The sequence below is a fragment of the Companilactobacillus keshanensis genome (assembly GCF_003946205.1).
Lineage (GTDB): Bacteria > Bacillota > Bacilli > Lactobacillales > Lactobacillaceae > Companilactobacillus > Companilactobacillus keshanensis.
On record NZ_RHOS01000002.1, the window covers coordinates 153766 to 169892 of the forward strand.

The 16127-nt window shown below is 36.6% G+C and carries 13 protein-coding genes; 2 read left to right on the plus strand and 11 right to left on the minus strand.

The features are described 5' to 3' along the window. Positions 1-227 precede the first annotated feature (227 nt). Together EKM64_RS02060 and EKM64_RS02065 are read left to right on the plus strand one after the other, a co-directional pair. Positions 228-1415: an MFS transporter gene (locus tag EKM64_RS02060; RefSeq protein ID WP_225420929.1), complete on the plus strand. Its 1188-nt coding sequence runs from the start codon at positions 228-230 to the stop codon at positions 1413-1415. Between the two features lie 145 nt (positions 1416-1560). Next, positions 1561-2775, plus strand: coding sequence for an MFS transporter (locus EKM64_RS02065; protein ID WP_125675076.1), 1215 nt, complete (start codon positions 1561-1563; stop codon positions 2773-2775). An 88-nt stretch (positions 2776-2863) separates the two neighbouring features. On the opposite strand, the gene EKM64_RS02070 is transcribed toward EKM64_RS02065, so the two are convergent. The 11 genes from EKM64_RS02070 to EKM64_RS02120 all read right to left on the minus strand — a co-directional run bounded on the left by EKM64_RS02070 (position 2864) and on the right by EKM64_RS02120 (position 16073). After that, positions 2864-3235, minus strand: coding sequence for a hypothetical protein (locus tag EKM64_RS02070; protein WP_125675078.1), 372 nt, complete (start codon positions 3233-3235; stop codon positions 2864-2866). After that, positions 3228-4532 (minus strand): Y-family DNA polymerase, encoded by a 1305-nt coding sequence (locus EKM64_RS02075; RefSeq protein ID WP_191988510.1) that lies wholly within the window; start codon positions 4530-4532, stop codon positions 3228-3230. The genes EKM64_RS02070 and EKM64_RS02075 overlap by 8 nt, the downstream gene beginning before the upstream one ends. A 179-nt stretch (positions 4533-4711) precedes the next feature. Next, positions 4712-5527: an SDR family oxidoreductase gene (locus EKM64_RS02080; RefSeq protein ID WP_125675080.1), complete on the minus strand. Its 816-nt coding sequence runs from the start codon at positions 5525-5527 to the stop codon at positions 4712-4714. 55 nt (positions 5528-5582) lie between these two features. Beyond that, the gene (locus tag EKM64_RS02085; RefSeq protein ID WP_164505267.1) at positions 5583-6131 is read right to left on the minus strand and encodes a TetR/AcrR family transcriptional regulator; all 549 of its coding nucleotides are present in this window, start codon (positions 6129-6131) and stop codon (positions 5583-5585) included. Positions 6132-6218: 87 nt separating this feature from the next. Next, positions 6219-6641 (minus strand): CopY/TcrY family copper transport repressor, encoded by a 423-nt coding sequence (locus EKM64_RS02090; protein WP_125675084.1) that lies wholly within the window; start codon positions 6639-6641, stop codon positions 6219-6221. 63 nt (positions 6642-6704) lie between these two features. Beyond that, complete coding sequence (locus tag EKM64_RS02095; RefSeq protein WP_125675086.1) at positions 6705-7997, minus strand: MFS transporter; 1293 nt, start codon at positions 7995-7997, stop codon at positions 6705-6707. Between the two features lie 17 nt (positions 7998-8014). After that, positions 8015-8599: a 3-isopropylmalate dehydratase small subunit gene (gene leuD / locus EKM64_RS02100; RefSeq protein WP_125675088.1), complete on the minus strand. Its 585-nt coding sequence runs from the start codon at positions 8597-8599 to the stop codon at positions 8015-8017. Beyond that, the gene (leuC, locus tag EKM64_RS02105) at positions 8600-9973 is read right to left on the minus strand and encodes a 3-isopropylmalate dehydratase large subunit (RefSeq protein WP_125675090.1); all 1374 of its coding nucleotides are present in this window, start codon (positions 9971-9973) and stop codon (positions 8600-8602) included. A 1-nt stretch (position 9974) separates the two neighbouring features. Then, complete coding sequence (leuB, locus tag EKM64_RS02110) at positions 9975-11027, minus strand: 3-isopropylmalate dehydrogenase (protein WP_125675092.1); 1053 nt, start codon at positions 11025-11027, stop codon at positions 9975-9977. Positions 11028-11378: 351 nt separating this feature from the next. Continuing rightward, positions 11379-13595, minus strand: coding sequence for a hypothetical protein (locus tag EKM64_RS02115; RefSeq protein ID WP_125675094.1), 2217 nt, complete (start codon positions 13593-13595; stop codon positions 11379-11381). Positions 13596-13916: 321 nt separating this feature from the next. Further along, positions 13917-16073 (minus strand): hypothetical protein, encoded by a 2157-nt coding sequence (locus EKM64_RS02120; RefSeq protein ID WP_125675096.1) that lies wholly within the window; start codon positions 16071-16073, stop codon positions 13917-13919. Positions 16074-16127 lie beyond the last annotated feature (54 nt).

Here is a 16127-nt window from a genome sequence, read left to right on the forward strand (position 1 = left end):
ATAAGGCCAAATGGGATAATTGAAAATTACTAGTTAATTATGCTAGTATACGTAGCACGAATGCTGATAGTTAAAAATATCGTTAAACGAACGACCTCTGTTTATCCGAATAACTTTATTGATTAACTTAAAGAACGAAACAAAACTGTTAATTAGATAATCTGATTTGTTCAAACCTCTCTTATGTCCTAGAATAGTTAGGTAACTAATATTGAGGGGGCTTAATTTTGAATTCATCATCCGAAACAAATACACCCAAAACATCAAACAACTATTTTCTATTCAGTATGATGTTGATTGCGGCCAATCTGCGTTTACCGATCACCATCATGCCGCCATTACTCAAAAGCATCGAACGTGATCTCAATATTCCCAGTTCTATGGCGGGATTATTGACCTCTATTCCTTTGATCGCTTTTGCCATATTCTCACCAATTATTGTTAAGATCGCCAAAAGTAAGGGGAATGAATTAACAATCTTTCTATTTTTTATTCTATTATTAGCAGGCAGTTATCTACGTGTCATACCCACTGTTTGGGCACTGTTCTTGGGAACGGCTCTCGTTGGGATCGGAATTGATAGTGGTAACGTCCTAGTCCCAGCCATCATCAAGGACCATATGCCTCAAAAGATACCTTTAGGGACAGCATTATATACGCTATCTATGTTGCTGATCGGTGCTATTGGAACAGCATTTTCTGGTTATTTGATAACTAGAATCACTCTTGGAAAAACACTCGCCATTTTATCAACTATGGGTATAATTGCCTTTATTTTTTGGATTCCAAATGTTAGAAATAATCAAAAAGATACTGCTGAAAAAGAAGATGAAATCCCTAATTATCAAAGTGTCTGGCACCAATCCTTAGGTTGGCTAATAACGTTATACTTCGGCTTTCAATCACTGATCTACTACTCACTATTAACCTGGTTACCAACGGTTCTAGCTGATCATGGCGTTACAACCATCTTCTCCAGTAATTTATTGACCGTCTTACAAATTGCTGGATTACCATTGTCATTTATCGTTCCAATGTTGGCACCAAAAAAAGTCGGTATGGGATTTTTAACATGTTGTGTAGTCCTAGGTTATTTTGTAGCCCCATTAGCATTTTTAGTAAACACGACTTCCGGTATCTATCTTATTATCTGGGCAATCATTGCCGGAATTGCACAAGGGATCGCATTTAACACGGCCATTTTTTTCTTCACTAATAAAACAACTAATCCATATCAAACCGCCGAAGTTTCTGGTATGGCACAATCAGCTGGTTATCTACTAGCTGCCTTTGGCCCAGTTGTCTTTGGTATCTTCAAACAAAGTTCTTATATCATGATCGTAGTAGCAGTATTTGCTGCTTTATTATCAATTACCGGTGTGATAATTTATCGTGCACACCTCATCAAAGAATAAATATTAATTTTTTCAAGCCTTGTCACAACTGTGATTGGTCAAATTTTGAAAGTCATACACACTTGTGCATATTATTTTCGCATGCTACTATGTTTCCAAGCAAAATAAAAGACGCCCGTGAGCGTCAATTTTGGAGGAAAATAGAATGAAAATAGTATCTACACAGTCAAACCATCCAGATAACTACCAAGCAAAAGTGGTCGCTTCCACAACTGCAGGTTTCGGATTGGAGAACATGGACGTAATGTTTTTATCGTTCGCCCTATCTTCTATCATTGCCGAATTGCATTTGAGCGGAACCCAAGCGGGATTAATTTCCACGATCACTAATGTTGGTATGTTATTGGGTGGTATTTTTTTTGGAATTTTAGCCGATAAATTCGGCAGGATCAAAACCTTCACCTACACAATTTTCATCTTTGCAATTGCCACTGGAGCAATGTTCTTTGCCCACGACCTTACGACTATCTATATCTGCAGATTTCTAGCCGGAATTGGTGGCGGTGGTGAATATGGAATCGGTATGACGGTTCTTGCTGAAAGTTTCTCCAAGAAAAAACTTGGACGAATATCATCTTGGGTCGGTATGGCTGGTCAAGTTGGTGCCATCTTTGCTGCTCTACTAGCAACATTAGTTATCCCAACCTTAGGCTGGAATGCACTCTTCTTATTCGGTATCATTCCAGTTATCATTACATTCTTTATCAGACATCACTTACGCGAAAGTGACACTTTCATTAAATCCTCCAAGAAGAACCATGGTAGTGTTAAGGAATTATTTGCTACACCAAAAATTGCCTATCAGACTGTTGCCTTAATGATCATGGCCATCGTACAAATTGCCGGTTACTTTGGACTTATGAACTGGTTACCAACAATCATGCAAAAACAACTCAACCTAACCGTTGCTAGTTCAACTTGGATGATTGCCACTATCCTCGGTATGTGTGCCGGAATGCTGACCTTCGGATGGATTTTAGATAACTTAGGACCTCGCCTAGCATTTGGATTGTTCTTAACAGCTTCAGCTATCGGCGTCTTCATTCTAACTTTACCAACTAATATGATCTCATTGATAATTGTTGGTGCTATCGTCGGATACTTCTCAAATGGAATGTTTGCAGGATACGGAGCAGTAGTTAGTCGCCTTTATCCAACGGAGATCCGTGCCACGGCAAACAATGTCATTATGAATACCGGTCGCTGTATAGGTGGTTTCTCAAGTTTAGCCATCGGATGGATTTTGGACAATTACAATATTATGGCCGTTATGACATTTATCTCTACTCTCTATGTCATCAGTCTTATCTTCATGTTGACCATTAGTAACTTAAAAGCTAAAAATTATCAAAATGCCTAAACTTGATTGAAATCATCTTTATTTATAAATATCCCTTCTATAATAAGGACATCCCCTATGAATCAAGCAGTGAAGAAAATCCCCCTCTTCATTGCTTTTTTATTTTGATCGAATAAATTTCCGTTAGAACAACTTCAGAATTTCCAACAAATAATTTATTATCTATAAAACCAATTATTTTGCCTTCAATGAATTCAGGTATATCATCATTTAAATTTCGAATGTTCAATTCAACTATGATAGTTTGTTTCTTAATCACGGCCTGGTTAATAATTTTGTCTATTTCATAATTAGACATCTGTTCAGAATGTTTGCGTTCACGTTTTACTTGATCACTTTTAGCCATTTTATTGAATTTCGAAGTATGATCACTCAAATAAAATCCATTCCACTTCATCATTCCCCGATCCTGATATTCATGTAAAAATCTCGTCACTAAATCCGGATCATACTCAGTCATAAGCATTACCTCCATTGTGACCGCCAACTAATTTAGAACGGTTAATAGCGGTAGCACCTTTACATAAGCTAGAAGTTTTGACGATCGATTTAAATCCAAATCTTCTTCTGATCGAATCAATTGTTTCATCGACCTTTTTTTCCTTTACTCTATTTTTCCCTTCATTCAATAAATCCAACTGCAAGACGTCATCATTTGATAATTTATCACCAGAGAAATATAAATGCCTAATCGGTTGTCCCTGCCAATATTTACGAAACATTTGAATTGCTAAATCAGCTAGTTCTTTATTCAAATTGGTTGGCTCTATCTTCATTGAGTGTGCAAACCCACTACTGTTTGTTAGTCGCTTAGCATTATATGAAAAACCCACACCTAGATTGATACAAGCACTTAGCTTATGTTGAGCACGTAATCTAGATGCTACTTGCTCGGCCAACTCTCTTATAACTACTTCTATTTCCGACTGTTTTTCATAATTATTCGGCAAAACTTGCGAATTACCACATGATTTTTCTTTAATATGATATTTTTTTTTGATAATCGATCGATCAATTCCCCAAGATAGGGCAAATAATTGACTACCCATGATGCCAAATCTTTGTTTTAAGACATATGGATTATGGTGTGCTAAATCATAGACCGAATAAATGTTAATTTGTTCAAGTTTCAGGGCCGTACGCTTGCCGATCGACCACAATTCATTCAAATTTTTGATTGGCCATAATTTGTCGGGAACATCTTCATAATGCCATTCACCGATCAAACTATAATCATGCTTGGCCTCAATATCCAAGGCAAATTTTGCCAACAAAGGATTATCTCCAATACCCACAGTAACGTACAATCCTAGTTCTTTTTTAATCTCAACTTGAATTTTACGCGCTACTTCAAAGGGACTATTGCCAAATAATTGCCAGCTGTGTGTCATATCCAACAAAGATTCATCGATTGAATAAGGCTGAATATCTTCTTCAGCTGTAAAAGTTTGAAAAATCTCATTAATTTGCAAATTACGTTTAATATAAAGATTCATTCTTGGAGCTGCAATGACCAAGCGTGGATCATCAATTGGAACCTCGCTACAACGTGTGACATTAGAAATATTAAAAAGCTTTTTTGCCATTGGCGAAGAAGCCAACACCAATCCGTCACCAGCATTATCAGCCTGCGACATGACAACTAAAACTGATTCTAATGGGTTTAGCCCACGTTCAACGGATTCTACTGAAGCATAAAAAGATTTGTTATCTATCATAAAAATCACATGTCTGGGCTCGTAACTATAGTCATACATACTCTGCTCACCCCCCAAAATTATATCTATACTCATTATACAAACATATGTTCGTATTGACAATATAAGTTCTCAAAATTTATGGAGAAGAATAAAAAATAGCGTAACAAAGCACATTTAACTTCTGAACAGAAATCAATTGTATTTTGTTACGCACTTGTATATAAAAACTCAAATCTTTATTTATAGAAATTTTCTGCCATTCTATTAACCACAAGCTTCATAATTTGTGGATGATTTCTAGTAAAGTAAACCGTCAAATGATCCATCAAAGTATTATAATAACGCATATTTGGATGAATATCCGTGGAGGCTTTATAGAATACTTCAGCTAGATCTTCAGATGTAGCATTGAAGTTATAATTCATAGACATCTTTTCTACATTGGCTATCATTTTATTGTATGGAGAATTTTCTTTAGAGTTATTTTCAATCGATCTTTTCAAAGATTCGCCAAATCCAGATTTAGTAGCACCCGGTTGTACGACAACTACATTGATCCCAAAATGACTTACTTCTGCATTTAAGGTATCGCTCCATTTTTGTAATGCCGATTTGACAGCACTGTAATATCCACCTGTGGGTAAAAATGAATCTCCCATTGCTGATGAAACATTAACTATTCGACCCAAATTTTGTTTCCTCATGATAGGCAAGATCAATTGCGTTAATTCAACAACTCCAAAAAAGTTTGTAGAGAATTGTCTCTTAACATTCTCAATTGAAACCTCCTCAACTGCACCATATTCACCATAACCTGCAGCATTGATCAAAACGCTGATATATTCTTGCTTTTTTAATACATCGTTTACAAAGTGCTTGATCGATTCTGAATCCGTTAAATCCAATTTCAAAGCATGAATCTTCTCCCCTGATGGGATTCTCTCTACGTGACGTGCTCCACCGAATACTTCCCAACCTCTACTGGCAAATAAATTAACTGCTGCCCTACCCATACCACTTGATGCTCCTGTAATTACAACTATTTTTTTCATATTTTTCTCCTTTAATAACTGATTAGTTAGTTATGATTGATTCAAAAAATAAAGACTATTTTTTTATAGCCTTTATGGTCATTTCAATTACTTTATTCAATTTATCTCCACTGAGCTCTGAATCTCTAGTCAACAACAACGATGGTACGCTCAAAAACAATCCTATTGCATCGGAAGGACCATCGACATATTCTTCTGATTCTTCAATTCTCTTATATAAAGACTTGAGTGGACTCTCAGTTTTATTGCCAAAATCAATTGCGGTGGCATCTAATAGTTCCTGATTACCCCATAGACTATCTACAAACAAAGCCTCTTTAGGATTATTTCTAAATTGTTCCACTGAAAATTTTAACATTCGACTTATTTGAATATCGACGCTGACACTGTCGTTACCAATTGCATTGGCCAAACCATCGTGCAGCTCTGTTTTTACCTCCTCGTATAATCGACTCAGCATATCAGTCTTGTCTTGATAATTAAGATAAATTGTTGCTGGGCTTACTCCTGCTAATTTAGCCACTTTGGCCGTTGTTAGATTGGTCAGTCCTTCACTTTGGTTTAAATCTAGGACCGCTTGTTTAATAGAATTTACTTTGTTCATATCTTTTTTTCGCATGAATCAATAATAACTGAATAGTTAGTTATTATCAAGTGAAAAAATAAAATCATTAATATTCAATGATTTTATTTAACAATCACAGTCACCAGGAATACAATTACATTCCACTTCTTTGACCGGTTCTTTGGCATTTAGAGATTCTTGAATTTTATCCACATCCGTCTGTGTTAATTCAGAATTATCGATCAAATAAGCAATTGCTGATCCAACTTTTTTTGCACAAACTTGGTTAAAGAACTTCTTAGAAGCCAAATCAATTGTATCGCCTTCATCCATTGTGGCGGTATAAATAAATTTATTGCCATCCTTTATAGTTTCCACGATACCCTTATCAGACAGACGTCTTAACAAGGTTTTAATAGTGGCGGGTTTCCAATCCATGGATTTTCCTAAAATATCGATCAATTCTCTAGATGTGGCCGAATCTAACGTCCAAATAACTCGCATTATTCGCCATTCAGCATCAGTTATATTAATATCTTTATCCAACATATAATTACCTCAAATTTTCTACTATAACTAGTCTAGCTGATTGACGGTAAAAGGCAAGATATGTTAACTGATATCCTTCTGATTAGTTTCGTCGCCTAAAAACCAAACAACGGCTCCAGCAAAAACAGCAATTAGGCTAATGATCCAAAAAATCACGTTAGCATTAGTGAAGGACAATAGCCAGGCTACTACGATAGGCATGGCAACAGTAAATAGTTTGGCAATTCCATTAGCAATGCCGGAGCCTCTAAATCTAAACTTAGTTGGAAACAGTTCGGCTACGTATACGGCCACAACACTGGCCATCAAAATGTAGAAGCAAGTAGTTAACAAGAATCCTATTATTACAACGGCGACTACTTGGGATTGCTGTGCATAAATTATTCCAAAAATGGCTGTGAAAAAAAATGCTGGTACAATCGTCATCTTTCGACCGATCCTATCCACAAAATAAGCACCGATAGCACATCCAACTGGTGCGCCAAGCATCATCAAGGTAGATAATCCCAAAGAATTTCCAATATTTATATTTCTTTGAACAAGTAGTGTTGGTACCCAAGACGTGAAGGTATATTGACAAATAATAGTGGCCGAAACGGCAACTGTAGCAACAAACAAACTAACAATAAATGAGTGATGAACTTGGTCATGTGGTTTAACATTGATCACTTCGACATTACTACCGTTGACTTCCAAACGCTCAATTATTTCCTGAGCCTCAGACTCACGTCCGTGGGCAATTAACCAACGTGGGGATTCAGGAATATCACGACGCAAATACCAAAGAATCGCCGCAATGATTCCAATCACAGCAAACATTGGTCTCCAACCAAATCTAGGAATGATCAATGTACATAACAACATCGTGATCGGTGCTCCACAGTTGGCAACTAGTGACGTCGTTGCACACCATTTACCACGACTATGAACTGGTGAAAATTCATTTACCATTGAATAACCTGTTACAATTTCCGAGCCCAACCCTATACTGGACATCAATCGACAAAATATTAAAAAATTCATCCTTGGTGCGAAAGATCCTAAAAATGTAAAGGCCCCGAATAATATCAAATTTATCTGATAAGCAACTCTCCTACCTTTTAAATCACCAATAAATCCAGCAATCAATGAACCAATAAATAATCCCAAGAATCCACTCGACAAGAAATATGAATTCTGTTGGATCGTTGACCAGTTATCTTTCAATGTTGTACTAGCAACAGCGCTAGCCATATAGACATCCGCTGCATCAAGAATCATCCCCCCTGACACTAGTGCAAAAACCTTATAAAATAGTGGCGACTCCTGTGTTCTATCAAGTCGTCTCTGCAATTGTAACTTTCCCTGAATTTCCACAAAACATCCCTTCAATCCTAATTAAAATTTGGTATCGTAACTTCGTATTGACTGATCTCTTTGTCATATTCCATCGTTATAGCGATGTCATCTAAACCGTTCACAAATTTGTGTTTCCACAATGGATCAATTTCAAAATTAAATTTGTAATTTATACATCTAACTTCTTGATTAGGTAAATCGACAGTAATATTCTCGTCTGACGATATACGAGCTAAAATTTCTCGCTGTGACTTTGGTAAAGTGATAGCTAATAAACCGTTTTTGGTGCTATTCATATAAAAAATATCACTATAGCTCCCTGCAATGATCACTTCAAATCCATAATCCTTCAAAGCCCAAACAGCATGCTCTCTAGATGATCCACAACCAAAATTATCTCCTGTAATTAAAATACTGGCATTTTTATATTTGGGATCATTTAAAATGAAATCCGTATTTAATCTTCCATTACCTAAGTAACGCCAATCATAAAATAGATTCCTTCCATAACCAGTTTTTAAAATATTTTTCAAAAATTGTTTTGGTATTAATTGATCAGTATCGATATTGTCTTTCATTAAAGGGATCGTTGTATTAGTGATAGTCGTAATAGGTTTCATTTAAATAACTTCCTTTCTGATATCAACAAAATGACCGTAAATGGCCGCCGCTACGACCATAGCTGGACTAGCTAAGTGGGTCCTAGCGTTAGCCCCCTGACGTCCTTCAAAATTGCGATTTGATGTCGACGCACAGTGAACTCCTGCTGGAACCTGATCAGGATTCATGCCTAAACATGCTGAACATCCTGGTTCTCGCCAATCACATCCTGCAGATTTAAATATTTGATCGATACCCAACTTCTCTGCTTGAATTCTAACCTCTCGAGATCCCGGAACCACTAACGCTGTGACACCCTTTGCTATGTGGTGACCTTTCAAAATTTGAGCTGCAATTTTTAAATCTGATAAACGACCGTTAGTGCATGATCCAAAAAAGACATAACCAATCGGTATTTGTTTTGCCGTCTGACCTGGCTGTAAACCGATATAGTCATAAGCCTTTTTATCATCGGCATTCCTGATTTCTGGGAACGGTTTATCTACTGGAACTGACATCCCCGGATTAGTTCCCCATGAAACAAATGGGGCTAGGTTATTAACATCAAAGTCGATAACCTTGTCAAAGGCTGACTCATCGTCTGTTTTAAATTGTTTCCAATATTCAATTGCTTCGTCGATTTTTTTAGGAGCATATTTACGTCCTTTAACGTAGTCAAAAGTCGTCTGATCCGGTTGAATACTTCCCATCTTGGCGCCACCTTCGATCGACATGTTACAAATCGTCATTCGTTCTTCCATACTCATGTTGGAAATAGTATCGCCATAGTATTCAACTGCGTATCCGGTTCCAAAGGCGACTCCTTCATGAGCAATGATCCCCATGATGATATCTTTGGCAAAAATACCTTTGGGAAGTTTGCCATGAATATGAATCCCCATTGTCTTTGGCTTAGTCTGCCAAATAGTCTGTGTAGCTAAAACATGTTCGACCTCACTTGTTCCAATTCCAAAGGCAATTGATCCAAAAGCCCCATGAGTTGCAGTATGTGAATCACCACATACGATGATCATCCCAGGCTGGGTCAATCCTAATTGCGGTCCAATAACATGGACGATCCCTTGATCATCACTACCCATACCAGCCAATCTGACACCAAATTCTTTGGTATTTTTATCTAACGTTTCGATCTGTTTGCGAGAAATTTCATCTTTTATATTAAAGATATCAACGGTTGGAACATTGTGATCCATCGTGGCAAAATTTCTCTCAGGACATCTGACTTTTCGGCTATTTTCTCTTAATCCTTCAAAGGCTTGTGGTGAAGTGACCTCGTGTAATAATTGCAGATCAACGTATATAAGCTGTGGATCACCAACTTTTCCAGTAATTACATGTTTATCCCAAATCTTATCGAACATTGTTTGTGACATATTATTTCCTGCTTTCTTTAATTGCTCTAACGATTTCAGCGGTGACTTGTTCCGTTTTACTAGTGCCACCAAGATCTGGTGTAGTAATTTCTTCGTTTATCGATCGATCAATAGCAAGATAAATTTCCTGTGCTAAATCGCTTCTATTAAAGGAATTCTCTAACATCATAGCGACCGATTTGATCATTGAAATTGGATCAGTGATTCCAAGTCCGGCTATATCTGGTGCTGACCCATGAATCGGTTCGTATAGTGCCGGACCCATCTGTCCTTTGCTCATTGAAGGAATAGTACCTAGAGAACCAGTGATTTGGGCCGCTTCATCACTCAAAATATCGCCAAAGAGGTTTTCTGTTAAAATTACATCGAATTGTGATGGATCGTGGATGATCTTCATAGCGGCCGCATCAACATAACTAGTATCATATTTTATTTCTGGATAATCTTTAGCCATCTTACCTACTATCTGGCGCCATAACTTACTTGTGGCTAGAACATTGGCCTTATCAACTAAAGTAACGTGTTTCTTTCGTTCCATTGCCATTTCAAAGGCGATTTTTGCGACTCTCCTAATCTCATCGGCGTTATAACGCATAGTGTCAATCGCTTCATAGTCTGTCTGAGATCTCGGATGCCCAAAATAAATCCCACTGGTAAGTTCTCTAACGATAACAAAGTCGATTGGATCATTAATTTTAATTGGTGAGTAAGCTGCCATGACTGAACTAATATTAGTTGGACGAACATTGGCAAACAATCCCAATGATTTTCTGATTGTTAGTAACCCTGTCTCTGGTCTCACAGGTGCATGATCCCATTTAGGTCCGCCAATGGCCGCCAATAAAATTGCGTCACTGTTTTTACAAACATCTAATGTTTCCTGCGGTAGCGGCTCACCAATCTTGTCAATTGCGTCACCACCAAACGGTAATTTCTTTATATCGTAATTAAAATTTTTATTTTCACTAACAATCTTCAAAACCTTTAATCCGGCTTTCATAATTTCTGGACCAATATAATCTCCAGATAACACAGCAATTTGATATTTTCCCATTCGATACAACCTCCAATATTTTAACTACAAAAAAACACCTCATCGATTAGATGGGGTGTTAGTTACACGTCCAGCCCCATCCAATAACGCAAATAGGGCTCGACATAAATTGTCAGAGTCCTGCGTCAGAGTAATAAGACTAATAAAGAGGCTACAGCCGTGTTAATTTTCACTTGCGATTTATTGTTAAACATATGCAATAGCCTCCTTTTGTTTTGAATGTTTGTATATTAACGCTAAAAATTAGAAGTTTCAACATTAATTTAGATTTTTTCACATAAAAATGTAAAAAAGAATCCTTGCCACTTACTGCAGCAAGGATTTCACTAAAATTAAATTTTATTAAATAAATTAGACACTATCGGTGGCTTCCCAAGCTATTGTAGATTTATACGTTCCAAGATAACTACCGACACCACTACCGTATGGAACTAATTTTATTCCCGTATCTTCAGTCCATTGTGAAGCTATGTCCGTAGTTATAATATTCCCATTAGTAAGTGATCCTTCATAACTAGCTAAAGTTACCTGTTGATTCTCCATACTCGTAGAGTCCGTCGTCCCTCCATCCGTAGGTTTGATATATACCATATATCCATTTAACTTAACTGCTGCTCTACCATCACTAAATGTCTGATAAAAAGGTGTTGCTGAAGCTCTTAGTGTCCAACTGGATCTATAACTCTCAACCTTTACCCCCCATTTTCCATCTCTATCAATGTTATGCTGATTATCATAGTTTTTATAACTTTTAAACTTATAGTTGTCATCCGTCTTAATATCAACATAGTGCGAACGAAAAGTTACATTATAATCGACTGTATTGGATTCTCTACCATAGGCATCATAATAGCGTAATAAACCTGGATATGGTTGATCGGGAATAACTGGATCATCTGGATTACTGAATCCATAATAGGATTTCGGTACAAAATCATACATAGGAACATCTGTACTGCCATTATACTCAGTTACCAAATCATTTACACCTGAAATTACAGTTCTGGACTCTTTGTTATTTAATGTATTTTGTGAAAAAACCCCGTTTAAACTAAATTGATAGTCTGATTTAGAATAAGATAAACTAACTGGAATACTATATTGACCTCCTAATAGATTAGGAGAATTAAAACTAAAAATATTTTGGGAACCTATGGATAAATTAAACTTAATGTCTGGTACATTAATTACAAACTGTGTTGGATCTGATTCATGACCTTGGGCATCCTTTAAAGTAACTGTAACAATATTCTTACCAACTTCTAATCCTTGAAAACCATGTTTTGCAATATACTGATCATAAGTTAGGCTTTGATCCGAAACCGGTCCACCATTCCCCATCTTATAAACAACCGGATCAACTGAAAAGTTAAATGTACCATCATCATTATATTTAGTTCCAGTAGCCCCGGGTGCATAAACTTGGTATTCATCTTGAACATTAGGCTTATCCGTATCTGCCTTAGATGTGACCTGGGCCATTATCGTTAACCCTTTTTTCGTACCATGAGCCGGACTACCATCAGCATGCTCATAAGTACCCTTAATATCAACAGGGTTATTATTATTGACCGTATATCCACCATCAAATGACTTATCCTTAGTAATGATCAATGAGTTGGCAGAGATATTGACGTCATAATTTAAAACATTTGAAACAATCGTTTCACCACCGCCATTATAATTTGGTTGAATAACTTGAACGGTTATTTTATGGTCCCCGATTGCTAATGCATTCATGATAAGTTTGAATTGTTTATCGGCACTAGCCGTGTCTTGAAATGGCAATTGGGCCACACCATCAATGGTTGTATAGATATACATATTTTCATTTTTGAATGTTACGCCATCGTCTTTTTTGTAATCCATAGTACCAGTTAAATTAAATGTGTCCCCATCATAAGCGTTCACTGAAGTATTGTCAGCGGTTGCTACAATAGAGTTACTGGCATCCTTTATATCGAATGAAGGTGTGTCGGCAACGTCATCAAAGTTGTCAGCTTCATAGTCAATATGTGATTGATCGACAGTTTTCCCGGAGTCACCCGCTTTAGCACTTAATACAATGCGTGCAGATGCATAATCTTTACCGGTACCAATATCATCGATCGGAACTGTTAGAGTCTTATTATCAAGATCTGTATCAGGGATATCGACACTAGTAGTAGTTTTGCCATCAGTCGACAAATAAACCACCTTACCAATTGTCCCGGTCGCAAATGTTACGTTATCTGGCAGTTCGATTGTTGCTGTCATGTTGGCCGTTGCTTCACCACTGACAAAATTCATCAGATAATTGAATTCCAAACTGTCACCCGGATTAACTGATGTTGTATCAACATATGATGCCGCTTGACTATCTAAAACATCTTTATTAGTACTTATTTTTGATTTGGTTGTCTGATCGACAACATATGCGTTAGTATCAGCTTTTAAAACAGCATCTTGTACACTAACAGACATCTCACTATCTGCAGCCTTAACCTGAGAACCACTTGACAATAAAAAAAAGACTAATCCAACTAAAGAAAACATAAGAGAATAGATGAATTTTCCCTTGTCCTTCATATTTTTCACCCCACCTGTAACAAAAAACTCTAACATTTATTATTTAAATTCAATTTATAAAGTATTTTATACTATCATATTACAGTAATTTAGCTACTTTTGTGCTTCATATTAGTTAAGAATTTCTTGCTAAAATTGGCATAGACAAAGTAAAAATACAAAAACTTGAAAAATAATGGTTAACTTTCTAATATTCAATCAAAAAAGCTGTATTTCACCTGATTATTCAAGTGTGATACAACTTTTTTTGCTATATAAATTATTTGAAATACAAACTAGACACGAGCCACAGATCAATCTTCTGAATAGAGAACAAAATGTTTAGACACTATCTGCAGCTTCCCAAGTTATCGTTGATGTATAAGTTCCAATATAGCTAGAAAGACCTCCAGGCCTGGTCAACAATATCCCGGTATCGTCAGCCCACTTAGATGCAACATCAGTCGTAATGACATTATCAGACCCGCCAGAATTAGTATATGTATCAACTACTACTGGTTGACCTTCCATCGAAGAAGTTGATCCACTCGAATCATCAGGAGTGACAAATACCATCTGACTATTTAATTTGATTGGATCCTTCCCATCGGGATATTGGTAAAACGGTGTAGATGTAGCTTTCAAAGTCCAACTAGACTTGAAACTTTCAACCGTGACTCCCCAATCACCGTCACGTTTGTTGTTACCACCAGTAAGTTCAAAGTTTTTGAAATTTTTGAATTTATAACTATCATCAGTTTTGATATTTACATATTTCGAGCGGAAGGTAATCGTGTAATCAACAGTGTTAGATTTTCTGCCATACGCATCACGATAGTAATAAGAAGCTGGATAAGGTTTATCAGATATTAATGGATCATCAGTCGAAAATCCGTAGTACGATTCTTTACTAACAAGGTTTATCATCAATACACCACTGCTGATACTTTTTTCAGTTTGGAGACTATCATCTGAAGAAACTGAAGTTCTAACTGTTACGTCATTCAAAGTATTCATGGTATAGATAGTCGACATAGAAAATTGATATTCTTTACCAACGTACAATACATTAATAGGAATATAATAATTAGCTCCTAGTCCAGCGGAGGGACTATTTGAAAACAACTCCGTCGAATCCAAGCTCAATTCAGGTTGTACATCAGGTACATTAATGACAAACTGTGTTTCATCTGATTCGTGTTCTTTAGCATCATTTAATTTGATAGTTACAATATTTTTCCCAACTTCCAAACCAACGTACCCATACTTTTCAATATAATCTTCGTAACTTAACGATTGATCAATTAACATCCCATGGTTTCCCATCTTGTAGGCAACCGGTACCACTTGAAAGTTAAATGTTCCGTCATCATCATATTGAGTTTCATTAGGCCCGGCTGCATAAACTTTGTATTCATCTTGGACATTAGGATCATCTGTATCGGCCTTAGATGTGACCTGGGCTGTTATCGTTAATGCTTTTTTCGTACCATGAGCAGGACTTCCATCGGCATGTTCATACGTACCCTTGATATCAACTGGATTATTATCATTGACCGTCAAACCGTTTCCAGCAAAGGACTTGTCTTTAGTTATGATCAATGAATTTTTGGAAACATTAATATCATAGGTCAAAACATTTGAAACCACTGTTTCATTAGTATCATTGTAATTATTTTGAACTACTTGAACCGTGATCGTATGACTACCGAGCGTTAAAGGCTGCATTATAAGTGAAAAATTTTTATCATTACTGGCCGTATCTTGAACTGGTAGTTGTATCACACCATCGATCGTATAGTAGATATACATATTTTCATTTTTAAAAACTACACCATCATTATTCTTATAATCCATTGTTCCAATCAAATTAAAAGTATCACCTTCAAATGCTTGAACAGAATTATTAGTCGTTGCGGCTACGATACTATTAGCTGAATCTTTAATTGAGAATTCAGGTGTGTCCGAAGCGTCATCATAGTTATCGGCCTCATAATCAATATGAGATTTATCAACCGTTTTTCCTACCACACCAGCTTTAGCGCTCAAAACGATCCGAGCAGAAGCATAGTCTTTACCCGTACCAATATCATCTATCGAGATAGTCAAAGTCTTTCCATCAGCATTTATATCGTCAGAAGAAATGTCCACACTGGTCGAGCTTGTTCCATCACTAGATAAATAAACAATTTGACCCAACGCACCCGTGGTAAAAGTGACATTATCCGGTAATTTGATAGTTGCAAGCATATTTGAGATGGCTTCACCATTATCAAATATCATTAAATAATTGAATTCTAAATCATCACCAGGATTGACCGAATCAGTATCAACATAGGATTGAGATTGACTGTCCATGATCGTATTATCAGTACTGATTTTTGATTTCAAGGTTTGGTCGACAACATAGGCATTAGTCTTGGCTTCCAAAACTGGTGTTTCTACACTGACGGACGCTTCACTATTAGTGTCGGCTTTAACATGTAAACTACTTAACATTAATAAACTCATGATGCTCATTAATGAAAATATAAATGGGTATAAAAAATTACG

Excerpts from the sequence above, each read along its gene's own strand:
- EKM64_RS02065 (WP_125675076.1), top strand. The coding sequence starts at position 1,561 with ATGAAAATAGTATCTACACAGTCAAACCATCCAGATAACTACCAAGCA.
- EKM64_RS02070 (WP_125675078.1), bottom strand. The coding sequence starts at position 3,235 with ATGACTGAGTATGATCCGGATTTAGTGACGAGATTTTTACATGAATAT.
- EKM64_RS02075 (WP_191988510.1), bottom strand. The coding sequence starts at position 4,532 with ATGTATGACTATAGTTACGAGCCCAGACATGTGATTTTTATGATAGAT.
- EKM64_RS02080 (WP_125675080.1), bottom strand. The coding sequence starts at position 5,527 with ATGAAAAAAATAGTTGTAATTACAGGAGCATCAAGTGGTATGGGTAGG.
- EKM64_RS02085 (WP_164505267.1), bottom strand. The coding sequence starts at position 6,131 with ATGAACAAAGTAAATTCTATTAAACAAGCGGTCCTAGATTTAAACCAA.
- EKM64_RS02090 (WP_125675084.1), bottom strand. The coding sequence starts at position 6,641 with ATGTTGGATAAAGATATTAATATAACTGATGCTGAATGGCGAATAATG.
- leuD (WP_125675088.1), bottom strand. The coding sequence starts at position 8,599 with ATGAAACCTATTACGACTATCACTAATACAACGATCCCTTTAATGAAA.
- leuC (WP_125675090.1), bottom strand. The coding sequence starts at position 9,973 with ATGTCACAAACAATGTTCGATAAGATTTGGGATAAACATGTAATTACT.
- leuB (WP_125675092.1), bottom strand. The coding sequence starts at position 11,027 with ATGGGAAAATATCAAATTGCTGTGTTATCTGGAGATTATATTGGTCCA.
- EKM64_RS02115 (WP_125675094.1), bottom strand. The coding sequence starts at position 13,595 with ATGAAGGACAAGGGAAAATTCATCTATTCTCTTATGTTTTCTTTAGTT.
- EKM64_RS02120 (WP_125675096.1), bottom strand. The coding sequence starts at position 16,073 with ATGTTAAGTAGTTTACATGTTAAAGCCGACACTAATAGTGAAGCGTCC.